This window comes from Kitasatospora sp. NPDC058046, assembly GCF_042885595.1.
In the GTDB taxonomy this organism is placed as follows: domain Bacteria; phylum Actinomycetota; class Actinomycetes; order Streptomycetales; family Streptomycetaceae; genus Kitasatospora.
Genome location: NZ_JBHVRS010000005.1, coordinates 82,898 through 105,187 on the forward strand (window position 1 = coordinate 82,898; position 22,290 = coordinate 105,187).

At 72.8% G+C, this 22,290-nt stretch carries 19 protein-coding genes; 17 read left to right on the forward strand and 2 right to left on the reverse strand.

The features are described 5' to 3' along the window. Positions 1-85: 85 nt before the first annotated feature. The 7 genes from ACFVU7_RS12605 to rpsD all read left to right on the forward strand — a co-directional run bounded on the left by ACFVU7_RS12605 (position 86) and on the right by rpsD (position 7,836). On the forward strand, positions 86-793 hold the full coding sequence (locus ACFVU7_RS12605) for an MBL fold metallo-hydrolase (protein ID WP_074002379.1): 708 nt from the start codon (positions 86-88) through the stop codon (positions 791-793). A gap of 11 nt (positions 794-804) precedes the next feature. Beyond that, positions 805-2,067 carry a histidine--tRNA ligase gene (gene hisS / locus ACFVU7_RS12610; RefSeq protein WP_388045025.1) on the forward strand — a complete coding sequence of 421 codons (1,263 nt, stop codon included), beginning with the start codon at positions 805-807 and terminating at the stop codon, positions 2,065-2,067. Then, on the forward strand, positions 2,064-3,854 hold the full coding sequence (gene aspS, locus ACFVU7_RS12615) for an aspartate--tRNA ligase (RefSeq protein ID WP_049651817.1): 1,791 nt from the start codon (positions 2,064-2,066) through the stop codon (positions 3,852-3,854). The genes hisS and aspS overlap by 4 nt, the downstream gene beginning before the upstream one ends. 101 nt (positions 3,855-3,955) lie before the next feature. Further along, positions 3,956-4,456 carry a GNAT family N-acetyltransferase gene (locus tag ACFVU7_RS12620; RefSeq protein ID WP_241852868.1) on the forward strand — a complete coding sequence of 167 codons (501 nt, stop codon included), beginning with the start codon at positions 3,956-3,958 and terminating at the stop codon, positions 4,454-4,456. Between the two features lie 138 nt (positions 4,457-4,594). Then, entirely contained in the window at positions 4,595-5,413 is an 819-nt protein-coding gene (gene ppk2, locus ACFVU7_RS12625) for a polyphosphate kinase 2 (RefSeq protein WP_049651815.1), read from the forward strand. Positions 5,414-5,469: 56 nt separating this feature from the next. Further along, positions 5,470-6,912, forward strand: a complete 1,443-nt coding sequence (locus ACFVU7_RS12630; protein WP_241852869.1) for a replication-associated recombination protein A — start codon at positions 5,470-5,472, stop codon at positions 6,910-6,912. A 309-nt stretch (positions 6,913-7,221) separates the two neighbouring features. After that, positions 7,222-7,836, forward strand: coding sequence for a 30S ribosomal protein S4 (gene rpsD, locus ACFVU7_RS12635; protein ID WP_030240707.1), 615 nt, complete (start codon positions 7,222-7,224; stop codon positions 7,834-7,836). Between the two features lie 103 nt (positions 7,837-7,939). Here the strand turns inward: rpsD and ACFVU7_RS12640 are convergent, their stop codons facing one another. Together ACFVU7_RS12640 and ACFVU7_RS12645 are read right to left on the reverse strand one after the other, a co-directional pair. Then, a complete protein-coding gene (locus ACFVU7_RS12640) occupies positions 7,940-8,266 on the reverse strand; it encodes a tetratricopeptide repeat protein (RefSeq protein ID WP_049651814.1) in 327 nt (108 codons plus the stop codon). 48 nt (positions 8,267-8,314) lie between these two features. Then, positions 8,315-10,543, reverse strand: coding sequence for a regulator (locus ACFVU7_RS12645; protein ID WP_259316508.1), 2,229 nt, complete (start codon positions 10,541-10,543; stop codon positions 8,315-8,317). Between the two features lie 220 nt (positions 10,544-10,763). On the opposite strand from ACFVU7_RS12645, the gene ACFVU7_RS12650 reads away from it, so the two are divergent. The 10 genes from ACFVU7_RS12650 to aroB all read left to right on the forward strand — a co-directional run bounded on the left by ACFVU7_RS12650 (position 10,764) and on the right by aroB (position 22,284). Beyond that, entirely contained in the window at positions 10,764-11,243 is a 480-nt protein-coding gene (locus ACFVU7_RS12650) for a DUF948 domain-containing protein (RefSeq protein ID WP_387966766.1), read from the forward strand. Positions 11,244-11,247: 4 nt separating this feature from the next. After that, entirely contained in the window at positions 11,248-11,673 is a 426-nt protein-coding gene (locus ACFVU7_RS12655) for a DUF6167 family protein (protein ID WP_053112171.1), read from the forward strand. Further along, a complete protein-coding gene (alaS, locus tag ACFVU7_RS12660) occupies positions 11,673-14,342 on the forward strand; it encodes an alanine--tRNA ligase (RefSeq protein WP_049653992.1) in 2,670 nt (889 codons plus the stop codon). Before ACFVU7_RS12655 ends, alaS begins: the two co-directional genes overlap by 1 nt. Continuing rightward, positions 14,342-14,821: a Holliday junction resolvase RuvX gene (gene ruvX, locus ACFVU7_RS12665; RefSeq protein ID WP_049653990.1), complete on the forward strand. Its 480-nt coding sequence runs from the start codon at positions 14,342-14,344 to the stop codon at positions 14,819-14,821. Before alaS ends, ruvX begins: the two co-directional genes overlap by 1 nt. Positions 14,822-14,959: 138 nt before the next feature. Then, positions 14,960-16,231: an endolytic transglycosylase MltG gene (gene mltG, locus ACFVU7_RS12670; protein WP_063780218.1), complete on the forward strand. Its 1,272-nt coding sequence runs from the start codon at positions 14,960-14,962 to the stop codon at positions 16,229-16,231. Between the two features lie 188 nt (positions 16,232-16,419). Beyond that, positions 16,420-18,360, forward strand: a complete 1,941-nt coding sequence (gene mltG, locus ACFVU7_RS12675; RefSeq protein WP_388045027.1) for an endolytic transglycosylase MltG — start codon at positions 16,420-16,422, stop codon at positions 18,358-18,360. A gap of 79 nt (positions 18,361-18,439) precedes the next feature. Then, positions 18,440-19,270, forward strand: a complete 831-nt coding sequence (locus ACFVU7_RS12680) for a shikimate dehydrogenase (RefSeq protein ID WP_380737415.1) — start codon at positions 18,440-18,442, stop codon at positions 19,268-19,270. A gap of 227 nt (positions 19,271-19,497) precedes the next feature. Continuing rightward, entirely contained in the window at positions 19,498-20,682 is a 1,185-nt protein-coding gene (aroC, locus tag ACFVU7_RS12685; protein WP_117487152.1) for a chorismate synthase, read from the forward strand. After that, the gene (locus ACFVU7_RS12690; RefSeq protein ID WP_388045029.1) at positions 20,679-21,200 is read left to right on the forward strand and encodes a shikimate kinase; all 522 of its coding nucleotides are present in this window, start codon (positions 20,679-20,681) and stop codon (positions 21,198-21,200) included. Before aroC ends, ACFVU7_RS12690 begins: the two co-directional genes overlap by 4 nt. Continuing rightward, positions 21,193-22,284, forward strand: a complete 1,092-nt coding sequence (gene aroB, locus ACFVU7_RS12695; protein WP_049653979.1) for a 3-dehydroquinate synthase — start codon at positions 21,193-21,195, stop codon at positions 22,282-22,284. The genes ACFVU7_RS12690 and aroB overlap by 8 nt, the downstream gene beginning before the upstream one ends. The last annotated feature ends 6 nt before the right edge of the window (positions 22,285-22,290 follow it).

The following is a 22,290-nucleotide window of genomic DNA, read 5'->3' on the forward strand; positions in this document are numbered from 1 at the left end:
GCCGGTAGGCTGCACCTGAATCACCACTGGTGGCATCACCACTGGCAGCCGCCGCAGCCGACCGCCACACACCCGAAGGACGCGCGTGTTCATCGCCGGATTCCCCGCTGGAGCCTGGGGCACCAACTGCTACCTGGTCGCTCCGGCGGCCGGCGAGGAGTGCGTCATCGTCGATCCCGGCCACCAGGCGGCCCGCGGCGTCGAGGAGATGGTCCGCGAGCACCGGCTGAAGCCCGTCGCCGTGCTGCTCACCCACGGCCACATCGACCACGTGGCCTCGGTGGTCCCGGTCTGCGGCGCCCGCGGCGTCCCGGCCTGGATCCACCCCGAGGACCGGTACATGATGTCCGACCCGGAGAAGGCGCTCGGCCGCTCCCTGGGCACCCAGCTGATGGGCGAGCTCACCGTCGGCGAGCCCGACGACGTGCGCGAGCTCACCGACGGCAGCGTGCTGGAGCTGGCCGGCCTGAAGCTCACCGTGGACCACGCCCCGGGCCATACCGGGGGGTCGGTGACCTTCCGGACGCCCGGTGCCGAGGACCTCCCCCCGGTGCTGTTCTCGGGCGACCTGCTGTTCGCCGGCTCCATCGGGCGTACCGACCTCCCGGGCGGGGACAGCGAGGCGATCATGAACTCGCTGGCCCGGGTGTGCCTGCCCCTCGACGACTCCACCGTGGTCCTCTCCGGCCACGGCGGTCAGACCACCATCGGCCGCGAGCGCGCCACCAACCCCTACCTCCGACAGGCAGCAGGGGCGGCAGGCGCCCCGGCTTTCCCGCGACGAGGAATGTGACGGAAGAGAAGTTGAGCACCTTCACCGCCCCCAAGGGCACCTACGACCTGCTGCCCCCCAGCTCCGCGACCTTCCTGGCGATCCGCGAGCGCATCGCCGCGCCCGCCCGCCGGGCCGGTTACGGCTACGTCGAGACCCCGGTCTTCGAGGACGTGAAGCTGTTCTCCCGCGGTGTCGGCGAGTCCACCGACATCGTCTCCAAGGAGATGTACACCCTCACCACCAAGGGCGGCGACGAGCTCGCGCTGCGCCCCGAGGGCACCGCCTCGGTGCTGCGCGCCGCGCTCCAGGCCAACCTCCACAAGCAGGGCAACCTGCCGGTCAAGCTCTGGTACTCGGGCTCGTACTACCGCTACGAGCGCGCCCAGAAGGGCCGCTACCGCCAGTTCTCCCAGGTCGGCGCCGAGGCGATCGGGGCCGAGGACCCGGCGCTGGACGCCGAGCTGATCATCCTGGCCGACGACGCCTTCCGCTCGCTGGGGCTGAGCGACTACTCGCTGCTGCTCAACAGCCTCGGCGACAAGCAGTGCCGCCCGGTCTACCGTGCCGCGCTGATCGACTTCCTCTCCGGCCTGGACCTGGACGAGGAGACCCGCCGCCGCGCCGAGATCAACCCGCTGCGCGTCCTCGACGACAAGCGCGAGTCGGTGCAGGCCCAGCTGGTCGGCGCCCCGATGCTGCGCGACTACCTGTGCGAGGCCTGCAAGGCGTACGACGAGAAGGTCCGCGAGCTGCTCACCGCGGCGGGCGTGGCCTTCGTGGACGACCCCAAGCTGGTGCGCGGCCTGGACTACTACACCCGCACCACCTTCGAGTTCGTGCACAACGGCCTCGGCGCCCAGTCCGCGATCGGCGGCGGCGGCCGCTACGACGGCCTGTCCGAGATGATCGGCGGCCCGGCGCTGCCGTCCGTCGGCTGGGCGCTCGGCGTGGACCGCACCTACCTCGCGCTGGAGGTCGAGGGCGTCGCCCTCGACCTGCCGGCGGCCACCTCCGTCTACGCCGTCGCGCTCGGCGAGGAGGCCAAGAACACCCTGTTCGCCAAGGTGGTCGAGCTGCGCCGGGCCGGCGTGGCCACCGACCTCGCCTTCGGCGTCAAGAGCATCAAGAACGCCATGAAGTCCGCCGACCGGTCCGGCGCCCGCTTCGCCCTGATCGCCGGGGACCGGGACCTCGCCGAGGGCGTCGTCCAGCTCAAGGACATGAGCACCGGCGAACAGACCCCCGTCGCCCTCGACGCACTCGTCACCACCCTGAAGGAGAAGCAGCTGTGATCCGCACGCACGACGCGGGCACGCTCCGCCCGGAGCACGCAGGCACCACCGTCACCCTGGCCGGCTGGGTCGCCCGCCGCCGCGACCACGGCGGCGTCGCCTTCATCGACCTGCGCGACGCCTCCGGCACCGTGCAGATCGTGGTCCGCGACCTCGACTCGGTACACGGCCTGCGCGCCGAGTACTGCGTCAAGGTCGTCGGCGACGTCCGGGTCCGCCCCGAGGGCAACGAGAACCCCGACATCCCGACCGGCGCCGTCGAGGTCGTCGTCAGCGCGATCGAGGTGCTCTCCGAGGCCGCCCCGCTGCCTTTCCCGGTCGCCGAGTACGAGCCGGGCACGGTCAACGAGGAGGTCCGGCTGCGCTACCGCTACCTGGACCTGCGCCGCGAGGGCCCGGCCAAGGGCCTGCGCCTGCGCTCCAAGGTCAACAACATCATCCGCCGGGTGATGGAGGAGAACGACTACCTCGACATCGAGACGCCGTACCTCACCCGCTCCACCCCCGAGGGCGCCCGCGACTTCCTCGTCCCGGTCCGCCTCCAGCCCGGCCACTGGTACGCCCTGCCGCAGTCGCCCCAGCTGTTCAAGCAGCTGCTGATGGTGGCCGGCATGGAGCGCTACTACCAGATCGCCCGCTGCTTCCGCGACGAGGACTTCCGCGCCGACCGGCAGCCGGAGTTCACCCAGCTGGACATCGAGGCCTCGTTCGTCGACCAGGAGGACGTCCTGGCCCTCGGCGAGAAGATCGTCGGCTCCATCTGGCGCGAGGTGCACGGGTACGAGATCCCGAACCCGCTGCCCCGGATGACCTACGCGGACGCCATGGGCCGCTACGGCTCGGACAAGCCGGACGTCCGCTTCGGCCAGGAACTCACCGACCTGACCGAGTACTTCAAGGGCACCGAGTTCCGCGTCTTCCAGGCCCCGTACGTCGGCGCCGTGGTCATGCCCGGCGGCGCCTCGCAGCCGCGCAAGCAGCTGGACGCCTGGCAGGACTGGGCCAAGGCGCGCGGCGCCAAGGGCCTGGCCTACGTGCTCATCGACGCCGAGACCGGCGAGCTGCGCGGCCCGGTCGCCAAGAACCTCTCCGCGGAGCACCTGGCCGGCCTCGCCGCCGCCGCGGGCGCCAAGAACGGCGACGCGGTCTTCTTCGCGGCCGGCAAGGAGCGCGCCTCCCAGGAGCTGCTCGGCGCCGCCCGTCTGGAGATCGGCCGCCGCTGCGAGCTGATCGACGAGTCCCAGTGGGCCTTCCTCTGGGTCGTCGACTTTCCGATGTTCGAGCCGATCGAGGACGACAAGGGCCAGTTCCAGGGCTGGCACGCGGTGCACCACCCGTTCACCGCCCCGACCGCGGAGTCGCTGGCCACCTTCGACACCGACCCGGGCTCGGCGCTCTCCAACGCCTACGACCTGGTCCTCAACGGCTCGGAGCTGGGCGGCGGTTCGATCCGTATCCACCAGCGCGACGTGCAGAAGCGGGCGTTCGACGCGATCGGCCTCTCCGAGGAGGAGGCGGCCTCGCAGTTCGGCTTCCTGCTGGACGCCTTCAACTACGGCCCGCCGCCGCACGGCGGTGTCGCCTTCGGCCTGGACCGCATCGTCACCCTGCTGGGCGGGTACGACACCATCCGGGACGTCATCGCCTTCCCGAAGACGTCCACCGGCGGCGACCCGCTGACCGGCGCCCCGACCCCGATCACCCCGGCGCAGCGCCGCGAGGCCGGCGTGGACGCCAAGCCGAAGGTCCGCGAGGACGCCAAGGGCGAGGCCCAGCCCCAGTCCTGACACCGCGTCATCCGCTAACCTGCAACGGCCCCGGACGGCTCACCCGCCGTCCGGGGCCGGTCCACAACGGTGTGTGACACAGGGAGGGTTGACTCTTGCAGGTGACCACAAGAATCGAATGTCCGGAGGACGCCCCGGCGACCAGACGCGTCCACATGGCCGCGTTCCCCGGCCCGGACGAGGCGGACCTGGTGGACGCGCTGCGCCGCGATCCCGCCTGGCTGCCCGGGCTGTCCGTGGTGGCGGTCGACGGGACCGGGCTGGTGATCGGCCACGCGCTGCTCACCCGGCTGCTCGTCGGCGACGGCAAGGCGCTGGCGCTCGGGCCGGTCGCGGTGGCGCCCGAGTGGCAGCGCCGGGGCGTCGGCGAGCTGGTCGTCCGGGCCGCGCTGGCGGCGGCCGAGGACGCGGGCGAGAAGCTCGTGGTCGTCCTCGGCGACCCGGAGTACTACGCGCGGTTCGGCTTCGCGCCGGCCGGGCGGCACGAGGTCACCGGCCCGTTCGAGGTGCCGGAGGCGTACTTCCAGGTGCTGCCGCTGCCGTCGTACGACGGCACCCCGCGCGGGCTCTGCCGCTACCCCGAGCCCTTCGTCGCCGTCTGACCTCTCTCCCGGCACCTCTCCCCAGGGCCGGTCCACGAGACCGGCCCCGGTCGCCACAGCCCCCGCCGACCTGCGGAACCGGCCGTGGGCGCCTACGGTGAGTGCTGATCAGCATTCAGCCGGACGGAGGAACCGAGGGTGGCCGAGCAGCAGCGGACCGGGAAACCGGAGCGACTGGCCAGGAAGCCGTACGAGCGGGAGCTGCTGCGCCTCCAGGAGGAGCTGGTGAAGCTCCAGGAGTGGGTGCGCGTCGAGGGCGCCAGGCTGGTGGTGGTCTTCGAGGGGCGCGACGCCGCGGGCAAGGGCGGGGCGATCAAGCGGGTGACGGAGTACCTCAACCCCCGCATCGCCCGGGTCGCGGCGCTGCCCACACCGACCGAGCGGCAGAAGACCCAGTGGTACTTCCAGCGGTACGTCGAGCACCTGCCGGCCGCCGGGGAGATCGTCCTGTTCGACCGCAGCTGGTACAACCGCGCGGGCGTCGAGCGGGTGATGGGCTTCTGCACCGACGAGGAGTACTGGCAGTTCCTGCACCAGTGCCCGACCTTCGAGCGGATGCTCACCGAGTCGGGCGTCCTGCTGCGCAAGTACTGGTTCTCGGTGAGCGACACCGAGCAGCAGCGGCGCTTCCGGGACCGGCTGGAGGACCCGATGAAGCGCTGGAAGCTCTCCCCGATGGACGTCGAGTCGATCACCCGCTGGGAGGACTACTCGCGGGCCAAGGACGAGATGTTCATCCACACCGACACCCCGGACTCGCCCTGGCACGTGGTGGAGAGCGACGACAAGCGCCGGGCCCGGATCAACATGATCGCCCACCTGCTGTCCACCGTGCCGTACCACGAGATCAGGGAGCCGCGGGTGCAGCTGCCGCCCCGCCCCGCCTCGCGCGGCTACGAGCGGCCCCCGCGGGACCTCCAGAAGTACGTCCCGGACCACGCCGCCGGGCTGGAGTAGGACGGGCCCCGCGCAGCTCTTGGCGGGCTGTCCGAGCCCTCGCATAGGCTTCCGGTGTGGACGAACCGGACCTCTTCACCGCCGCCGCCGAGGAACGCCAGACCAGGGAGCCCGGCCGGGCGCCCCTGGCCGTACGGATGCGTCCGCGCACCCTGGACGAGGTGGCCGGGCAGCGGCAGCTGCTGAAGCCCGGCTCGCCGCTGCGCCGCCTGGTCGGGAGTTCGCGCGGCCCGGCGGCGACCAGCTCGGTGATCCTCTGGGGCCCTCCCGGCACCGGCAAGACCACCCTGGCGCACGTGATCAGCCAGGCGGTCGAGGGCCGCTTCGTGGAGCTGTCCGCGATCACCGCCGGGGTCAAGGAGGTCCGGGCGGTGATCGACGGTGCCCGGCGGGCGGTCGGGATGTCCGGCCGGGAGACGGTGCTCTTCCTGGACGAGATCCACCGCTTCTCCAAGGCCCAGCAGGACTCGCTGCTGCCCGCCGTGGAGAACCGCTGGGTCACCCTGATCGCGGCGACGACCGAGAACCCGTACTTCTCGGTGATCTCCCCGCTGCTGTCCCGCTCGCTGCTGCTCACCCTGGAGTCGTTGACCGACGAGGACATCCGGGCGCTGCTGCGCCGCGCGGTGGCCGACGAGCGCGGGCTGGAGGGGGCGCTGGAGCTGACCGCGGAGGCCGAGGACCACCTGGTGCGCCTGGCCGGCGGGGACGCCCGGCGGGCGCTCACCACGCTGGAGGCGGCGGCCGGGGCGGCGCTGGAGAAGGGCGAGCCGAGCATCACGCTGGCCACCACCGAGACGGCGGTCAACCAGGCGGCGGTGCGCTACGACAAGGACGGCGACCAGCACTACGACGTGGCGAGCGCGCTGATCAAGTCGATCCGCGGCAGCGACGTGGACGCCACCCTGCACTACCTGGCCCGGATGATCGAGGCGGGGGAGGACCCGCGGTTCATCGCCCGCCGGCTGATGATCTCGGCCAGCGAGGACGTCGGTCTGGCCGACCCGACGGCCCTGCAGACGGCGGTGGCGGCGGCCCAGGCGGTGGCCCTGATCGGCTTCCCGGAGGCCCGGATCATCCTCTCCCAGGCGGCCATCGCGCTGGCCCTGGCGCCCAAGTCCAACGCCGCCTACCTGGCGATCGACGCGGCGCTGGCGGACGTCCGGCAGGGCCTGGCGGGCGCCGTCCCGTCCCACCTGCGGGACGCGCACTACGGCGGCGCGGGCAAGCTCGGCCACGGCAAGGGCTACCGCTACCCGCACGACCTGCCGGAGGGCATCGCCGCCCAGCAGTACGCGCCGGACGCGGTGCACGGTCGGGAGTACTACCAGCCGACCAGGCGCGGCGGCGAGGCGCGGTACGCGGAGGTCGTGGAGTGGACGCGCGGGCGGCTGCGCGGGGAGCGCAGGGTGGAGAAGAAGGCCGAGCAGAAGGCGGAGCAGAAGCCGCGGAAGGCGGCCGCGCCGGCCGAGGAGCAGCCCGGGGAAAAGGGCGAGTGATCCACCGGTATACTCGATCGGAGTGCCATGTCCCGGGACGGCGGCGGGGGAGACCCCACCGACCGGCCGCACCAGCGGGACACCGGCCGTAGGCCCCCTCGAGGGGCCCGCACCAGGAGCGTCGCGCACCGTTTCGGTGTCGCGGACGGGCCCGGATTCCGGGCCGGTCCGTGTGACCAGCACTTCCGTGCCCGGCTCCGGAGAGCGGCTGACCGCATCGCCTCGGCGATGGGTTGTCTCCGGGTCGCGAGATGCGACCTCCGTCAACACCTGGTGAAGCCGTATTCGTAAGCAAGGAAGGTTTGGTTCATGGCGAACCAGAAGCGTCCCAAGGTCAAGATCGCGCGTGCGCTCGGCGTGCCGCTGACCCCGAAGTCCGTCAAGTACTTCGAGGCCCGCCCGTACCCGCCCGGCCAGCACGGCCGTGGCCGCAAGCAGAACTCGGACTACAAGGTCCGTCTGCTCGAGAAGCAGCGTCTGCGCGCCCAGTACGACCTGAGCGAGAAGCAGATGGCGCGCGCGTTCGACCGCGCGAAGAAGGCCGAGGGCAAGACCGGTGAGGCGCTCGTCGCCGACCTGGAGACCCGTCTGGACTCCCTGGTCCTGCGTTCGGGCATCGCCCGCACCATCTACCAGGCCCGCCAGATGGTCGTCCACGGCCACATCGAGGTCAACGGCGGCAAGGTCAACAAGCCGTCGTTCCAGATGAAGCCGGGCTTCGTGGTCACCGTCCGCGAGCGCTCCAAGGAGAAGGTCCCCTTCCAGGTCGCCCGTGAGGGTGGCTACGCGGGTGAGGGCCAGACCCCGAAGTACCTCGAGGTCAACCTGAAGGCCCTGGCCTTCCGCCTGGACCGTGCGCCGCAGCGCAAGGAGGTCCCGGTGATCTGTGACGAGCAGCTGGTCGTCGAGTACTACTCGCGCTGACCCGGTTCCGCTCTTCGCGACACCACGAGCGAGCCCCCGCCGCCTTTCGAGGCGACGGGGGCTCGCCCCTTTTCCGCTGTTCCCGCGGTTCCTCCCGCTGCCGTCAGATGCTCTCGCCGGCCATCGCGGCGGCCAGCCGCAGGTGCGGGCGGGCCTCCTCGGCGCGGCCCTGGCGCTCCAGGGTGCGGCCGAGCATCAGCCGGGCGTAGTCCTCGGCCGGGTCGGCCTCCAGGATCCGCAGCAGCTCGGCCTCGGCGCGCCGCAGCTGGGCCGAGTGGAAGTAGCTGCGGGCCAGCAGCATCCGGACCGAGAGGTTGGTCGGCTCCTCGGCCAGGACGCCTTCGAGCATGCGGGCCGCGTCGGTGTACGCCTTGGAATCGAAGTAGAACTTCGCCATGCGGTACTCGTTGGCGGCGTTGTGGACGGCCATGGTGCTCCTTCCGAGCAGTTCCTTGCCTCCTCAAGCAATCGGCAAGTTTCAACTATTCCGCACCGCCGAGGGCGCCGGCGCGGGCGGCACCGCGCGGGGATCCGGCACCGGCTCCGCGCCCTCCGCCGCGCCCCCGCCGCCGAGCGCCCGGGCGACCGCCGCGTCCAGGTCCAGCAGGGTGCCGGCCTCGTAGCACTCCTCGTACTCCTGGGCGCTCAGCCCGGCCAGGGCCCGCTCCGCGCACTCCTGGTGCGGGCCGAAGAAGTTCCGCGAGCCCAGGAACGGGTTGCCGACCGCGCGCCAGATCCGGTGCGCGGCCCCCTGGAGCACCCGCGCCTCGCGCAGGTCGCCCGGCTCGCCCGGGCGGCTCGGCTCGGTCTCCAGCAGCGCCAGCAGGTCGATGCCCAGCACGATGCCGAGCAGGTCGCGGAAGAGGTGGTTCAGCCGCACGCACTCCCGGGCCAGCATCCGGGCGGGCTGGACGGCGCCGTCCAGCCAGTGCGAGTACGCCATCGCGTAGAGCACGTACCCGTAGGCCCACTGCTCGCCGTGCTCCTCGCACAGCTCGCGGGCCTGGCCGAACCAGAGCTCGCCGCTGTCCAGGTCGCCCTGGAACAGGTAGGCCAGGCCCAGCTCCAGCATGGCCATCACCACGTTGCTGTTGAGCTCGCCGATGGTCCGGTAGTGCCAGAGCGCCTCCTCGAACAGCTCGGCGGCCCGGTCGGGGTCGTCGCCGACCAGGGCGACGCAGCCCTGGCGGTGGACGGCGTGGGCCAGGGCCCGGTCGTCGCCGGTGTTCAGGGCCTGGCGGCGGCACTCCTCCAGCGCCGGGCGGGCGAAGCCGAGGTCGCCCTGGAGGGTGGCCGTGTAGCCGGTCACCCAGAGCGCCTTGGCCCGGGCCTCGGTGGGCTCGCGGTCCAGGGCGAGCGCCCGGTCCAGCCAGTGCCGGCCCTCGCCGAGGTGGCCGCAGCCGATCCAGTAGAACCAGAGGGTGCCGGCCAGCAGCAGGGCGATCTGCTCCTCGCCGGGCTCGGCGAGGCAGAACTCCAGCGCCGCGCGGAGGTTGCCGTGGGCCAGCTGGGTGCGCTCGGCGGTCTCCGCCTGCCGGGGGCCGAACCACTCGACCTCGCCCCAGGTGGCGACGCCCAGGTACCAGTCCCGGTGGCGGCGCAGCAGCCGCGGCTCCTCGCCGGCGGCCCGCAGCCACTGGCCGCCGTACTCGCGCAGGGTGTCCAGCAGCCGGAAGCGCACGCCGAAGGCGCTGTCCTCGCGCAGCACCACGGACTTGGCGACCAGCTCGTCGAGCAGGTCGAGCACCTCTTCGGCCTCGATGCCCTCGCCGGCGCAGACGTACTCGGCGGCCTCCAGGTCGAAACCGCCGGCGAAGACCGACAGGCGGGCCCAGAGTAAACGTTCCTGCACGGTGCAGAGCTCATGGCTCCAGCCGATCGTCGTGCGCAGCGCCCGGTGCCGGGGCAGAGCAGTCCGGGAGCCGCCGGTGAGCAGCCGGAAGCGGTCGTCCAGCCGGGCGGTGACCTGCTCCACCGACAGCGCGCGCAGCCGGCCGGCGGCCAGCTCCACGGCCAGCGGGATGCCGTCCAGCCGGCGGCAGAGCAGCCCGACCGCCTCCGCGTTGTCCTCCGTCACCTCGAAGGACGGCAGCACTGCCCGGGCCCGGTCGGCGAACAGCCGCACCGCGTCCGGCAGCGCGCCCGACCGCGCCGGGCCGGCGGGCGCCGGGCCGACCGGCAGCGGCGCGAGGGTCAGCAGGTGCTCGCCCGAGGCCCGCAGCGCGGTGCGGCTGGTGGTCAGCAGCCGCAGCTCGGGCAGCGCCCGCAGCAGCGCGTCGGCCAGTTCGGCGCAGGCCTCCACCAGGTGCTCGCAGCCGTCCAGCACCAGCAGCAGGCGCCGGCCGTCCAGCCGGTCGGTCAGGACGTCCAGCGGCGGACGGGCGCCGCCGTCGGTGAGCCGCAGCGCCTCCAGGACGGCGTGGCCGAGCAGCAGCCGGTCCTGCACGGGGGCCACGTCCACCAGCCAGGTGCCGTCCGGGAACGCGTCGGCCGCCCGGGCCGCCGCGCGCAGGGCCAGCCGGCTCTTGCCCACGCCGCCGGGCCCGGTGACCGTCACCAGCCGGGCCGTGGCCAGCAGGCCGGCCAGCTCGGCCAGCTCGCCCCGCCGCCCGACGAAGCCGGTCAGCTCGGCCGGCAGCCGGCCGGGCTCCGGCTCGGGCGGCCCCGCCTCGGGCTCCCCGGGCTCCGCTCTCCAGTCCCCGGCCAAGGGCTGCTCCCCGTGCTCCAGGCCGGACCGTCGCGGTCCGGACGTGCGTCGGGCCGTACGGGCGACGGCCTGCCAGGCAGAACGAGGTGACCGGCCGGTAGGTTACGCGCGCCGATCGCACACCCGACCGGATCGCCGGGGAGAGAACCCGGTCCGGAAACCGGGCGTCGGCGCGATAGGGTTCCCTCTGAAGAGCTGCAAGGCGAGGGAGCGCGCAAAGGTGTCCGTGGGAGAGCTGGCCGGATTGCTCGTCGCCGTCTTCTGGGCGGTCCTGGTCACCCTGCTCGCCGTGGTGCTGGTCCGCCTCTCCCGGGTCCTCAAGGAGGCCGCCGTCCTGGTCTCCGCCGTCACCGAGCAGGCCGTCCCGCTGCTGACCGACGCGGGCGCCGCGGTGCGCAGCGCCAACGAGCAGCTGGAGCGGGTGGACGAGATCACCGCCAACGTGCAGGACGCCGCCGCCAACGCCAACGCGCTCTCCTCCACCGTGGCCGCCACCCTGGGCGGACCGCTGGTGAAGGTCGCGGCGTTCAGCTACGGCGTGCGCAAGGCCGTCGCCCGGCAGCAGGGCGGCGTGCCGCCGGCGCCCTCGCAGGCCGGCGAGCGCGAGGAGCTGGCCCGGCTGATCCGGGCCGAGGTCCGCGCCGCGACGGCGCCCAGGAACGGACTGTTCTCCCGGGTCCGGCGCGCGGTGAGGGGCTGACGGCATGGTGCGACGCATCTTCTGGATGGCGGTCGGCGCCGGCGCCACCGTCTGGGCCATGAACAAGGCCAACGAGGCCGTGCACCGGCTGACCCCGGACAGCCTCTCCGGCACCGCCGCCCGCGGTGCGCTGCACCTGGGCGACCTGGCCAAGCAGTTCGCCCAGGACGTGAAGGCCGGCATGGCCGAGCGCGAGGAGCAGCTGAAGGACGACCTCGGGCTGCACGGCACCGCCGTGGTGGAGCCCCGCGGCGACCGCCGGGTCCTGCGCGGCGAGCCGCAGTACCGAGCTATCTCGGCGGCGCCCGGTAGCCCGGCCGCCGCCCTGCCTCCGTCCCGCAGCGCCCGTACCACCCCCCAGACCACTGAAGAAACGCCCCGCCGCGCCCTGCCGCCGCGGGGCGGCACCCCGAACCGGAAGGACCACTAATGGAGTCGGCTGAGATCCGCCGCCGCTGGCTGCGCTTCTTCGAGGAGCGCGGCCACACCGTCGTTCCGTCGGCGTCCCTGGTCGCCGACGACCCCACCCTGCTGCTCGTCAACGCCGGCATGGTGCCGTTCAAGCCCTACTTCCTGGGCGAGGTCAAGCCGCAGTTCTCGCGCGCCACCAGCGTCCAGAAGTGCGTGCGCACCCTGGACATCGAGGAGGTCGGGAAGACCACCCGGCACGGCTCCTTCTTCCAGATGTGCGGCAACTTCTCCTTCGGCGACTACTTCAAGGAAGGAGCCATCAAGTTCGCCTGGGAGCTGCTCACCACTCCCGTCGCGGACGGCGGCTACGGCCTGGAGAAGGAGAAGCTCTGGATCACCGTCTACAAGGACGACGACGAGGCCGAGCAGATCTGGCGTGACGTCATCGGCGTGCCCTCGGAGCGCATCCAGCGCCTGGGCATGAAGGACAACTTCTGGTCGATGGGCGTCCCCGGCCCGTGCGGCCCGTGCTCGGAGATCAACTACGACCGCGGCCCCGCGTACGGCGAGGAGGGCGGCCCGGCCGTCAACGGCGAGCGCTACCTGGAGATCTGGAACCTGGTCTTCATGCAGTACGAGCGCGGCCACGGCGACGGCAAGGACGGTTTCGAGATCCTCGGCGACCTGCCGAGCCGGAACATCGACACCGGCCTCGGCCTGGAGCGCCTCGCCGCCATCCTGCAGGGCGTCGACAACCTCTTCGAGATCGACACCAGCCGGATGATCCTCGACCGCGCCGCCGAGCTCACCGGCCACACCTACGGCGCCGACCACAAGGCGGACGTCTCGCTGCGCGTGGTCACCGACCACATCCGCACCGCGCTGATGCTGATCGGCGACGGCGTCACCCCCGGCAACGAGGGCCGCGGCTACGTGCTGCGCCGCATCCTGCGCCGCGCCATCCGCAACATGCGCCTGCTGGGCGCCACCGGCGTGGTGGCCAAGGACCTCACCGACATCGCCATCAAGGCGATGGCCCCGCAGTACCCGGAGCTGGAGAGCGACCGCAAGCGCATCGAGACGGTCGTCGTCGGCGAGGAGGCGGCCTTCCTCCAGACCCTGAAGGCCGGCACCAACCTGCTGGACGCCGCGGTCACCGAGACCAAGCAGTCCGGCGGCGCGGTGCTCTCCGGCGACCAGGCGTTCAAGCTGCACGACACCTACGGCTTCCCGATCGACCTGACCCTGGAGATGGCCGAGGAGCAGGGCCTCCAGGTGGACGAGGCCGGCTTCCGCCGCCTGATGCAGGAGCAGCGGGACCGCGCCAAGGCCGACGCCAAGGCCAAGAAGATGGGCCACGCCGACGTCGCCGCGTACCGCGAGGTCGCCGACACGTCCGGCGCCAGCGTCTTCACCGGCTACTCCCTCACCGAGGGCGAGGCCACCGTGGTCGGCCTGCTGGTGGACGGCGTCCCGGCACCGGCCGCCTCCGAGGGCGACGAGGTCGAGATCATCCTCGACCGCACCCCGTTCTACGCCGAGGGCGGCGGCCAGCTCGCCGACCAGGGCCGGATCCGGCTGGAGTCCGGCGCGGTGGTGGAGATCCGCGACGTGCAGCAGCCCGTCCCGGGCGTCATCGTGCACTCCGGCGGGGTGCTGTTCGGCGAGGTCGTGCTGGGCGCCTCGGCGTACGCCACGATCGACACCGAGCGCCGCCGGGCGATCGCCCGCGCCCACTCGGCCACCCATCTGACCCACCAGGCGCTGCGCGACGCGCTCGGCCCGACGGCCGCCCAGGCCGGCTCCGAGAACGCCCCCGGCCGCTTCCGCTTCGACTTCGGCTCGCCCGCCGCCGTTCCCGGCAGCGTGCTGGTCGACGTCGAGCAGAAGATCAACGACGTGCTGACCCGCGAGCTGGAGGTCACCGCCGAGGTCATGACGATGGACCAGGCCCGCAAGGCCGGCGCCATCGCGATGTTCGGCGAGAAGTACGGCGACGAGGTCCGGGTCGTCACCATCGGCGACTTCTCCAAGGAGCTGTGCGGCGGCACCCACGTCGGCAACACCGCCCAGCTGGGCCTGGTGAAGCTGCTCGGCGAGTCCTCGATCGGCTCCGGCGTGCGCCGCGTCGAGGCGCTGGTCGGCAGCGACGCCTACCGGTTCCTGGCCCGTGAGCACACCGTGGTCGCCCAGCTCACCGAGCTGGTCAAGGGCCGCCCGGAGGAGCTGCCGGAGAAGATCTCGGGCATGCTCGCCAAGCTCAAGGACGCCGAGAAGGAGATCGAGCGCTTCCGCGCCGAGAAGGTGCTGGCCGCCGCGGCGGGCCTGGCCGACTCGGCCGAGGACGTGCACGGCATCGCCGTGGTCGCCGCGCAGGTCGCCGACGGCGTGGGCGCGGACGAGCTGCGCAAGCTGGTCCTGGACGTGCGCGGCCGCCTCGGCTCGCGCCCGGCCGTGGTCGCCGCCTTCACCGTGGCGAACGACCGCCCGCTGACCGTGATCGCCACCAACGAGGACGCCCGCGGCCGCGGCATCAAGGCCGGCGAGCTGGTCCGGACCGCCGCCAAGACCCTCGGCGGCGGCGGTGGCGGCAAGGACGACGTCGCCCAGGGCGGCGGCTCCAACCCGGCCGCGGTCGGCGAGGCCATCGCCGCGGTGCTCGGCCTGGTCGCGGAGCGCGCCAGCTGATGGAGCTCGAGGAGAGGCCCTTCCGACGGGGGCGGCGGATCGCCGTCGACGTCGGGGACGCCCGGATCGGGGTCGCGTCCTGCGACCCCGACGGGGTGCTCGCCACGCCCGTGGAGACCGTCCCGGCCGGGGTGAAGTCGCAGGCCAGGATCGCCGCCATCGTCGAGGAGTACGACGCGATGGAGGTGATCGTCGGGCTGCCGCGTTCGCTCAGCGGCAAGGAGGGCCCGGCGGCGGAGAAGGTCCGGGCGTACGCGACCCGGCTGGCGAACCGGCTCTACCCGGTGCCGGTGCGGCTGGTGGACGAGCGGATGTCGACCGTCACCGCGACCCACGGGCTGCGCGCCTCGGGGGTCAAGGCGAAGAAGGGCCGCTCGGTGGTCGACCAGGCCGCCGCGGTGGTGATCCTGCAGACCGCCCTTGAGTCCGAACGGGTGAGCGGACGCCCGCCCGGTGAGAGCGTCGAGGCGGTCGGCTGACCGGTCTGATCTAACGTCCCGTTGAGGGGTCCGTGCGGACGCGTCCGCACGGACCCCTTTTCGTTCGCTTCCTTGTCTGTTTTGGATCGATTCATGTCGATCCGGATCGATCTGGGACCGCCGAAGGGGGCGCGAGCCATGACCGACCAGGACTTCCACCCGGGTCTCACGCCCGGGCATCTGGGCGCACCGGTGCTGGAACCGGAGGGCCGTCCGCCGGGTGCGCCCCGTCCGCGCTTCGATGCGCCCGATCCGCACCGACGGCGCAACGGGCTGGCCTGCGGGCTCACCGCGCTCGCACTGATCGCGGTGTTCGGCGGGGTCGGGCTGACCGGGTACACCTGGATCCAGGCGCAGCGCAAACCCCCGGCCGCCGCCGACTTCGCCGGGCAGGGCACCGGCAGCGTGCAGGTCTCGGTGCCGGAGGGCGCCGGCCTCTCCCAGATCGCCTCCGCGCTGGTCCGCAACGGCGTGGTGGCCAGCTCGCTCGCCTTCACCCGGGCCGCGAAGGGCAGCGCGGCGGCGGCCGGGCGGATCCAGCCCGGGACGTACACGCTGAAGCAGCGGATGTCGGCCGCGGCGGCGCTGGCGGTCCTGATCGACCCGGCCAACGCCAACGGCCTGACCATCCCCGAGGGCTGGCGCGGCTACCAGATCTACGCGGCCATCGACAAGAAGCTGAACCTGCCCGCGGGCACCGCCCAGAAGACCGCCCAGGACCAGGGCGCCGAACTCGGCCTGCCGGACTTCGCCAACGGCAGCCCGGAGGGCTACCTGTTCCCGGCGACGTACAGCGTCACCGAGGGCACCACCGCCTTCGACCTGCTGAAGCAGATGGTGGACCGGGCCGGCCGGGAGTTCGGCCGGGACGACGCCACCGTGGTCGCGCAGAACCTCGGGCAGAGCGTGTACGGGCTGATCACCGTGGCCAGCATGGTCCAGGGCGAGGCCGACAACACCGAGGACATGGGCAAGGTGGCCCGGGTGATCTACAACCGGCTGGCCAAGGGCATGCCCCTGCAGCTGGACTCCACCATCAACTACGCGCTCGGCCGCTCGACCCTGAACACCTCGGTGACCGACACCAGGCTGGACTCCCCGTACAACACCTACCTCCACGCCGGACTGCCGCCGAGCCCGATCTCCAACCCCGGGCGGCAGGCGATCATGGCCGCGCTGGACCCGACGCCGGGGGACTGGCTGTACTTCGTCACCGTGAAGCCGGGGGACACCCGCTTCACCGACAGCTTCGACGTCCAGCAACGCAACGTGGCGGAGTTCAACGCCAACCGGGCGGCGGCCAAGCCGAGCGCCCCGGCGTCGGGCGCGCCCTCCGACCCGGCGGCGACGGCCCCGGGGGCCTCGGGCGGGGCCGGTGCGCCTTCCGCTCCCGGTGCGGGGACGCCGTAACGGAGTTGTGTGCCGTCGGTGAGATCGCTCACTGACGGTGCGTCCGCCCGGCCGGGGGTAAGGCTGCGGTACGGTAACGTCTCCCTCCAGGCGCTGCGCTAGCACGCCGGTTCGAGAATCAGCCGGGACCGCGTCGTCCCGGACGGCCGGTTTGATCCTCCGGTCGTCACCGTCGGTTAAGGGGATCAATGACCGATCTGGGCGGGGGCTACAACCCCCAGGGCGAGCCGTGGCACCCCGGTGATCCCGGGTACGACGGCCGGCAGCCGGTCCCCGGCCAGCAGGACGGCCAGTGGCAGCAGCAGTACCCGCAGCAGGGCCAGCAGGTCCAGCAGCAGTACGGGGACGTGCAGCAGGGGTACGCGCAGCAGCAGATGGCGCCGCAGATGCAGCAGCAGATGATGGCGCAGCAGGGCTACCAGCAGCAGGCCCCCCAGCAGCAGATGCCGCAGCAGGGCTACCCGGGCGGTCAGCAGGGCTACCAGCAGCAGATGGCGCAGCAGCAGGCGCCGGTGCAGCAGCAGGGCTACCCCCAGCAGGGGTACGTGCCGCAGCAGCCGCAACCGCAGCAGCCGATGCAGCAGGGGTACGCGCAGCAGCAGCTGCCCCAGCAGCAGGCGCCGGTGCAGCAGCAGGGTTACCAGCAGCAGGCTCCGCAGCAGGTCCAGCCCCAGCAGGTCCAGGCGCAGCAGCCCCTCCAGCAGCAGCCCCCGCAGCAGCCGGCCCCCGAGCAGCAGGCTCCGCAGCGGCAGGTGCCGCGGCGCCGGGCCAAGCCGCAGCCGGCCCCGGAGCCGGTGCCGGCCTCCGGCCCCGGCCCGGACGGGATCGACTGGGAGGCCGAGGCCGCCGCACTGGAGGCCGGCGCCGACCCGGTCGGCGCCGCGCGCGAGGGCGGGACGGACGAGTGGGACGGCCACGCGGACGGCGGCCGCCACGAGGACGACGGGTACCCCGACGAGCACGCCGAGGCCGGGGAGGCCGGCTTCCTCGGCGAGCAGGACGACTCCCGCGAGGCCCAGAAGAAGCGCAAGGAGAAGGGCAAGAAGTCGGGCCGCCGCAACGGCGGCGCCTGCCTGCTGGTCGCCGCGGTGCTGCTCGGCGCCGTCGGCGGGGCCGGCTGGTGGGGCTACGGCTTCTACCAGGACCACTTCGGCCCGGCACCGGACTTCACCGGCGAGGGCACCGGCTCCGTCCAGGTCGAGGTCAAGAAGGGCGCGGTCGGCGGGCAGATCGGCCTGGCGCTGAAGAACGCCGGCGTGGTCAAGAGCGTCGACGCGTTCAACACGGCCTGCAAGGCCGAGCCCAAGTGCGGCACCATCCAGTACGGCTTCTACGAGATGAAGAAGGAGATGCCGGCCGCGGCCGCGCTCAAGGAGCTGCTCGCCCAGGCGGGCGGCGCGGCGATCGTCGTACCGGAGGGCAAGAACTCCACCGAGATCTACACCCTCATCGACACCAAGCTGAAGCTGCCGCCGGGCACCACAGCGGGCGTCGCCAAGGCGCAGGTCAACGACCTCGGCCTGCCGGCGTACGCGAACGGCAACATCGAGGGCTTCCTCTGGCCGACCCGCTACAACATCGCCGAGGGCATGAAGCCCGAGGACCTGCTCAAGCAGATGGTGAAGAACGCCACCGAGAAGTACGCCGGCCTGGACGCCCAGGCCGCTTCGGTGGGGCTGAAGACCGGCTACGAGGTGCTCATCGAGGCGAGCATCCTCCAGCGCGAGGGCAACAACCCGGAAGACTTCGCCAAGATGGCCAAGACCATCCAGAACCGGCTGGCGGCCGGCGGCGAGATCAACCACCGGCTCGGCATGGACACCACGCTCCAGTACTCGCTGGGCCGCAAGGACCTCGACAAGAAGGACATGGACGACGCGAACAACAAGTACAACACCTACGTGAACCAGGGCCTGCCGCCCGGTCCGATCTCCAACCCCGGCGACGAGGCGCTCAACGCGACGCTGCACCCGGCGGACGGAAAGTGGCTGTACTTCATCGCGATGTCCCCGACCCAGACCCGGTTCGCCGAGACGAGCAAGGAGCACTACGCCAACGTCAAGGAGTACTGCCAGTCGGCCGGGCAGGGCTTCGACGAGGCGCGCGGCCACTGCACCACCAAGAAGTAGCCGCACCACCAGGAAGTGGCCGCGGCACCAGGAAGCAGCCGCGGCCGGACGACAGTTCGCCAGTTCGCGGAGAGAAGCGTTGACCAGCAAGCACCGGGCGGCCGTTCTCGGCTCGCCGATCGCCCACTCGCTCTCGCCGGACCTGCACCGGGCCGCCTTCGCGGCGCTCGGGCTGGACGGCTGGCGCTACGACGGCTTCGAGGTCGACGAGGCCGGGCTGCCCGGGTTCGTCGCCGCGCTGGACGAGGCCGAGTGGGCCGGGCTGTCGCTCACCATGCCGCTGAAGCGGGCGGTCATCCCGCTGCTCGACGAGGTCAGCGCGACGGCCCGCTCGGTGGACGCGGTGAACACCGTGGTGTTCACCGCCGACGGCCGGCGCACCGGGGACAACACCGACGTCCCCGGGCTGGTCAACGCGCTGCGCGAGCGCGGGATCACCGAGGTGCCCGAGGCGGCCGTCCTGGGCGCCGGGGCCACCGCCTCCTCGGCACTGGCCGCGCTCGCCCAGATCTGCACCGGCGAGGTGACGGTCTACGTGCGCAGCGCCGAGCGGGCCCGGGAGATGGCCGAGCTGGGCGAGCGGCTGGGCGTGGCCGTCCGCACCGCCGACTGGGAACTCGGGGCGCAGGCGCTGACCCGGCCGCTGACGATCTCCACCACGCCGGTCGGCGCGACCGACGTCTTCGCCGAGGCGCTGCCCGCCGAGCCGGGCGCGCTGTTCGACGTGCTGTACCACCCGTGGCCGACGGCGCTGGCCGCCGCCTGCGCCGGGCGCGGGGCGACCGTCCTGGGCGGGCTGGACCTGCTGGTGCACCAGGCGGTGCTGCAGAACGAGGCCTTCACCGGGCGGACGCCCGGGCCGCTGGCGGCGATGCGCGAGGCGGGGGAGAAGGCGCTCGCCGGGCACTGAGCCCGGCCGCCGTCGGACCTGGGCGGGCCCGGCCCCACGGCCGGGTGCCCGCCCGCCCTCCGTCCGGTTTCCCGGGCGGTTCCCGGCCGGATCGTGGCCGGTTGCTGTCCGTCACGCGGACTGTGCCCCCGGGTGCCGCTGGGGCATGAAAGGATTCAGGTACAAAAGGCACGCCCGGGGCGGGCCCCGGCGGTGCCGTGGTCCGGTCCGCTGATGAAGGAGCTCCGTTGGGTACGTTGCGCTGGCTGACGGCGGGGGAGTCGCACGGCCCCGCACTCGTCGCGACGCTGGAAGGCCTGCCCGCCGGTGTACCGGTCACCACCGATGTGGTGGCCGACGCGCTGGCGCGCCGCCGGCTCGGTTACGGCCGCGGGGCGCGGATGAAGTTCGAGCAGGACGAGGTGACCTTCCTCGGCGGCGTCCGGCACGGTCTGACCATGGGCAGCCCGGTCGCGATCATGGTCGGCAACACCGAGTGGCCGAAGTGGGAGCAGGTCATGTCGGCCGACCCGGTCGACCCCGAGGTCCTGGCGGGCCTGGCCCGCAACGAGGCGCTCACCCGCCCCCGGCCCGGCCACGCCGACCTGGCCGGCATGCAGAAGTACTCGATCGACGAGGCCCGGCCGATCCTGGAGCGCGCCAGCGCCCGCGAGACGGCCGCCCGGGTCGCGCTGGGCGCCGTCGCCCGCGCCTACCTCCGCGAGGTGGCCGGGATCGAGATCGTCAGCCACGTGGTCGAGCTGGCCGCCGCCAAGGCGCCGGCCGGCGTGGTGCCGCTGCCCTCGGACGAGGCCAAGCTGGACGCCGACCCGGTGCGCTGCCTGGACGCCGACGCCTCGAAGGCGATGGTCGCCGAGATCGACCAGGCCCACAAGGACGGCGACACCCTCGGCGGCGTGGTCGAGGTGCTGGCGTACGGCGTGCCGGTGGGCCTCGGCTCGCACGTGCACTGGGACCGCCGGCTGGACGCGCGGCTGGCCGCCGCGCTGATGGGCATCCAGGCGATCAAGGGCGTCGAGGTCGGCGACGGCTTCGACCTGGCCCGGGTGCCGGGCTCCCAGGCCCACGACGAGATCGTCCCGACCGCCGAGGGCGTCAAGCGCACCTCCGGCCGCTCCGGCGGCACCGAGGGCGGCCTGTCCACCGGCGAGCTGCTGCGGGTGCGCGCCGCGATGAAGCCGATCGCCACCGTGCCGCGGGCGCTCCAGACCCTGGACGTGCGCACCGGCGAGCCGGCCAAGGCGCACCACCAGCGCTCGGACGTCTGCGCGGTCCCGGCCGCGGGCATCGTCGCCGAGGCGATGGTCGCGCTGGTGCTGGCGGACGCGGTGAACGAGAAGTTCGGCGGCGACAACGTCTCCGAGACCCGCCGCAACGTGCAGGGCTACCTCGACAACCTGATCATCCGATGACGAACCCCGTTGTCGTGCTGGTCGGCCCGCCCGGCAGTGGCAAGTCCACCGTCGGGCGGATGCTGGCCGCGCGCCTGGGCGTCGGCTTCCGGGACACCGACGCCGACGTCGAGGCGACGGCCGGCAAGCCCATCCCGGAGATCTTCATCGACGAGGGCGAGCCGCACTTCCGCGCGCTGGAGGCGGCCGCCGTGCGCGCGGCCGCCGAGGGGCACGACGGGGTCCTGGCGCTCGGCGGCGGCGCGGTGATGGCCGAGGCCACCCGCGCGGTGCTGCACGAGCTGCCGGTGGTCTTCCTGGAGGTCCCGCTCGCCGATGCGGTCAAGCGGGTCGGCCTGGACGCCCCGCGCCCGCTGCTGGCCGTCAACCCGCGGGCCCGCTGGCGCGAGCTGATGGAGGCCCGCCGCCCCCTCTACCTGGAGGTGGCCACCGCCGTGGTCGACACCGCCGGGCGCACCCCGGAACAGGTCGCGGACGCCGTACTGGAAGCACTGGAGCTGAAGACCCCCCATGACTGACACCACCGTCAGGATCCACGTCGGCGGCAGCGCCGGCCACGACCCGTACGACGTGCTGATCGGGCACCAGCTGCTCGGTGAGCTGTCTCCGCTGATCGGGACCCGCGCCAAGCGGGTGGCGCTCATCCACCCGGAGGCGCTCGCCGCCACCGCCGACGCGATCCGCGAGGACCTGCTCGGCGAGGGCTACGAGGCCATCGTGCTCCAGGTGCCCAACGCCGAGGACGCCAAGAGCGTCGAGGTCGCCGCGTACTGCTGGTCGGTGCTCGGGCAGACCGGCTTCACCCGCAGCGACGTCATCGTCGGCCTCGGCGGCGGTGCCACCACCGACCTGGCCGGCTTCGTCGCCGCGACCTGGCTGCGCGGGGTGCGCTGGATCTCCATGCCCACCACGCTGCTCGGCATGGTCGACGCGGCCGTCGGCGGCAAGACCGGCATCAACATCGCCGAGGGCAAGAACATGGTCGGCGCCTTCCACCCGCCGGTGGGCGTGCTGGCCGACCTCGACACCCTGGAGACGGTGCCCAAGCACGACTACGTCTCCGGCCTCGCCGAGGTCATCAAGTGCGGCTTCATCGCCGACCCGGCCATCCTCGACCTGATCGAGGCCGACCCCGAGGGAGCCAAGACCCCGTCCGGCCCGCACACCGTCGAGCTGATCCGCCGCGCCATCCAGGTCAAGGCCGACGTGGTCTCCGGGGACCTCAAGGAGTCCGGCCGCCGCGAGATCCTCAACTACGGCCACACCCTCGGCCACGCCATCGAGCGCAACGAGCGGTACAAGTGGCGGCACGGCGCCGCGATCTCCATCGGCATGGTCTTCGCCGCCGAACTCGGCCGCCTGGCCGGGCGGTTGGACGACGAGACGGCCGACCGGCACCGCACCGTGCTGGCCTCGGTCGGCCTGCCGCTGAGCTACCGGGCGGACGCCTGGCCGAAGCTGCTGGACGCGATGAAGATCGACAAGAAGTCGCGCGGCGACCTGATCCGCTTCATCGTGCTGGACGGCCTCGGCAAGACCTCCGTACTGGAGGGCCCCGACCCGTCGCTGCTGGTCGCCGCGTACGCGGAGGTCTCGGCGTGACCAGGG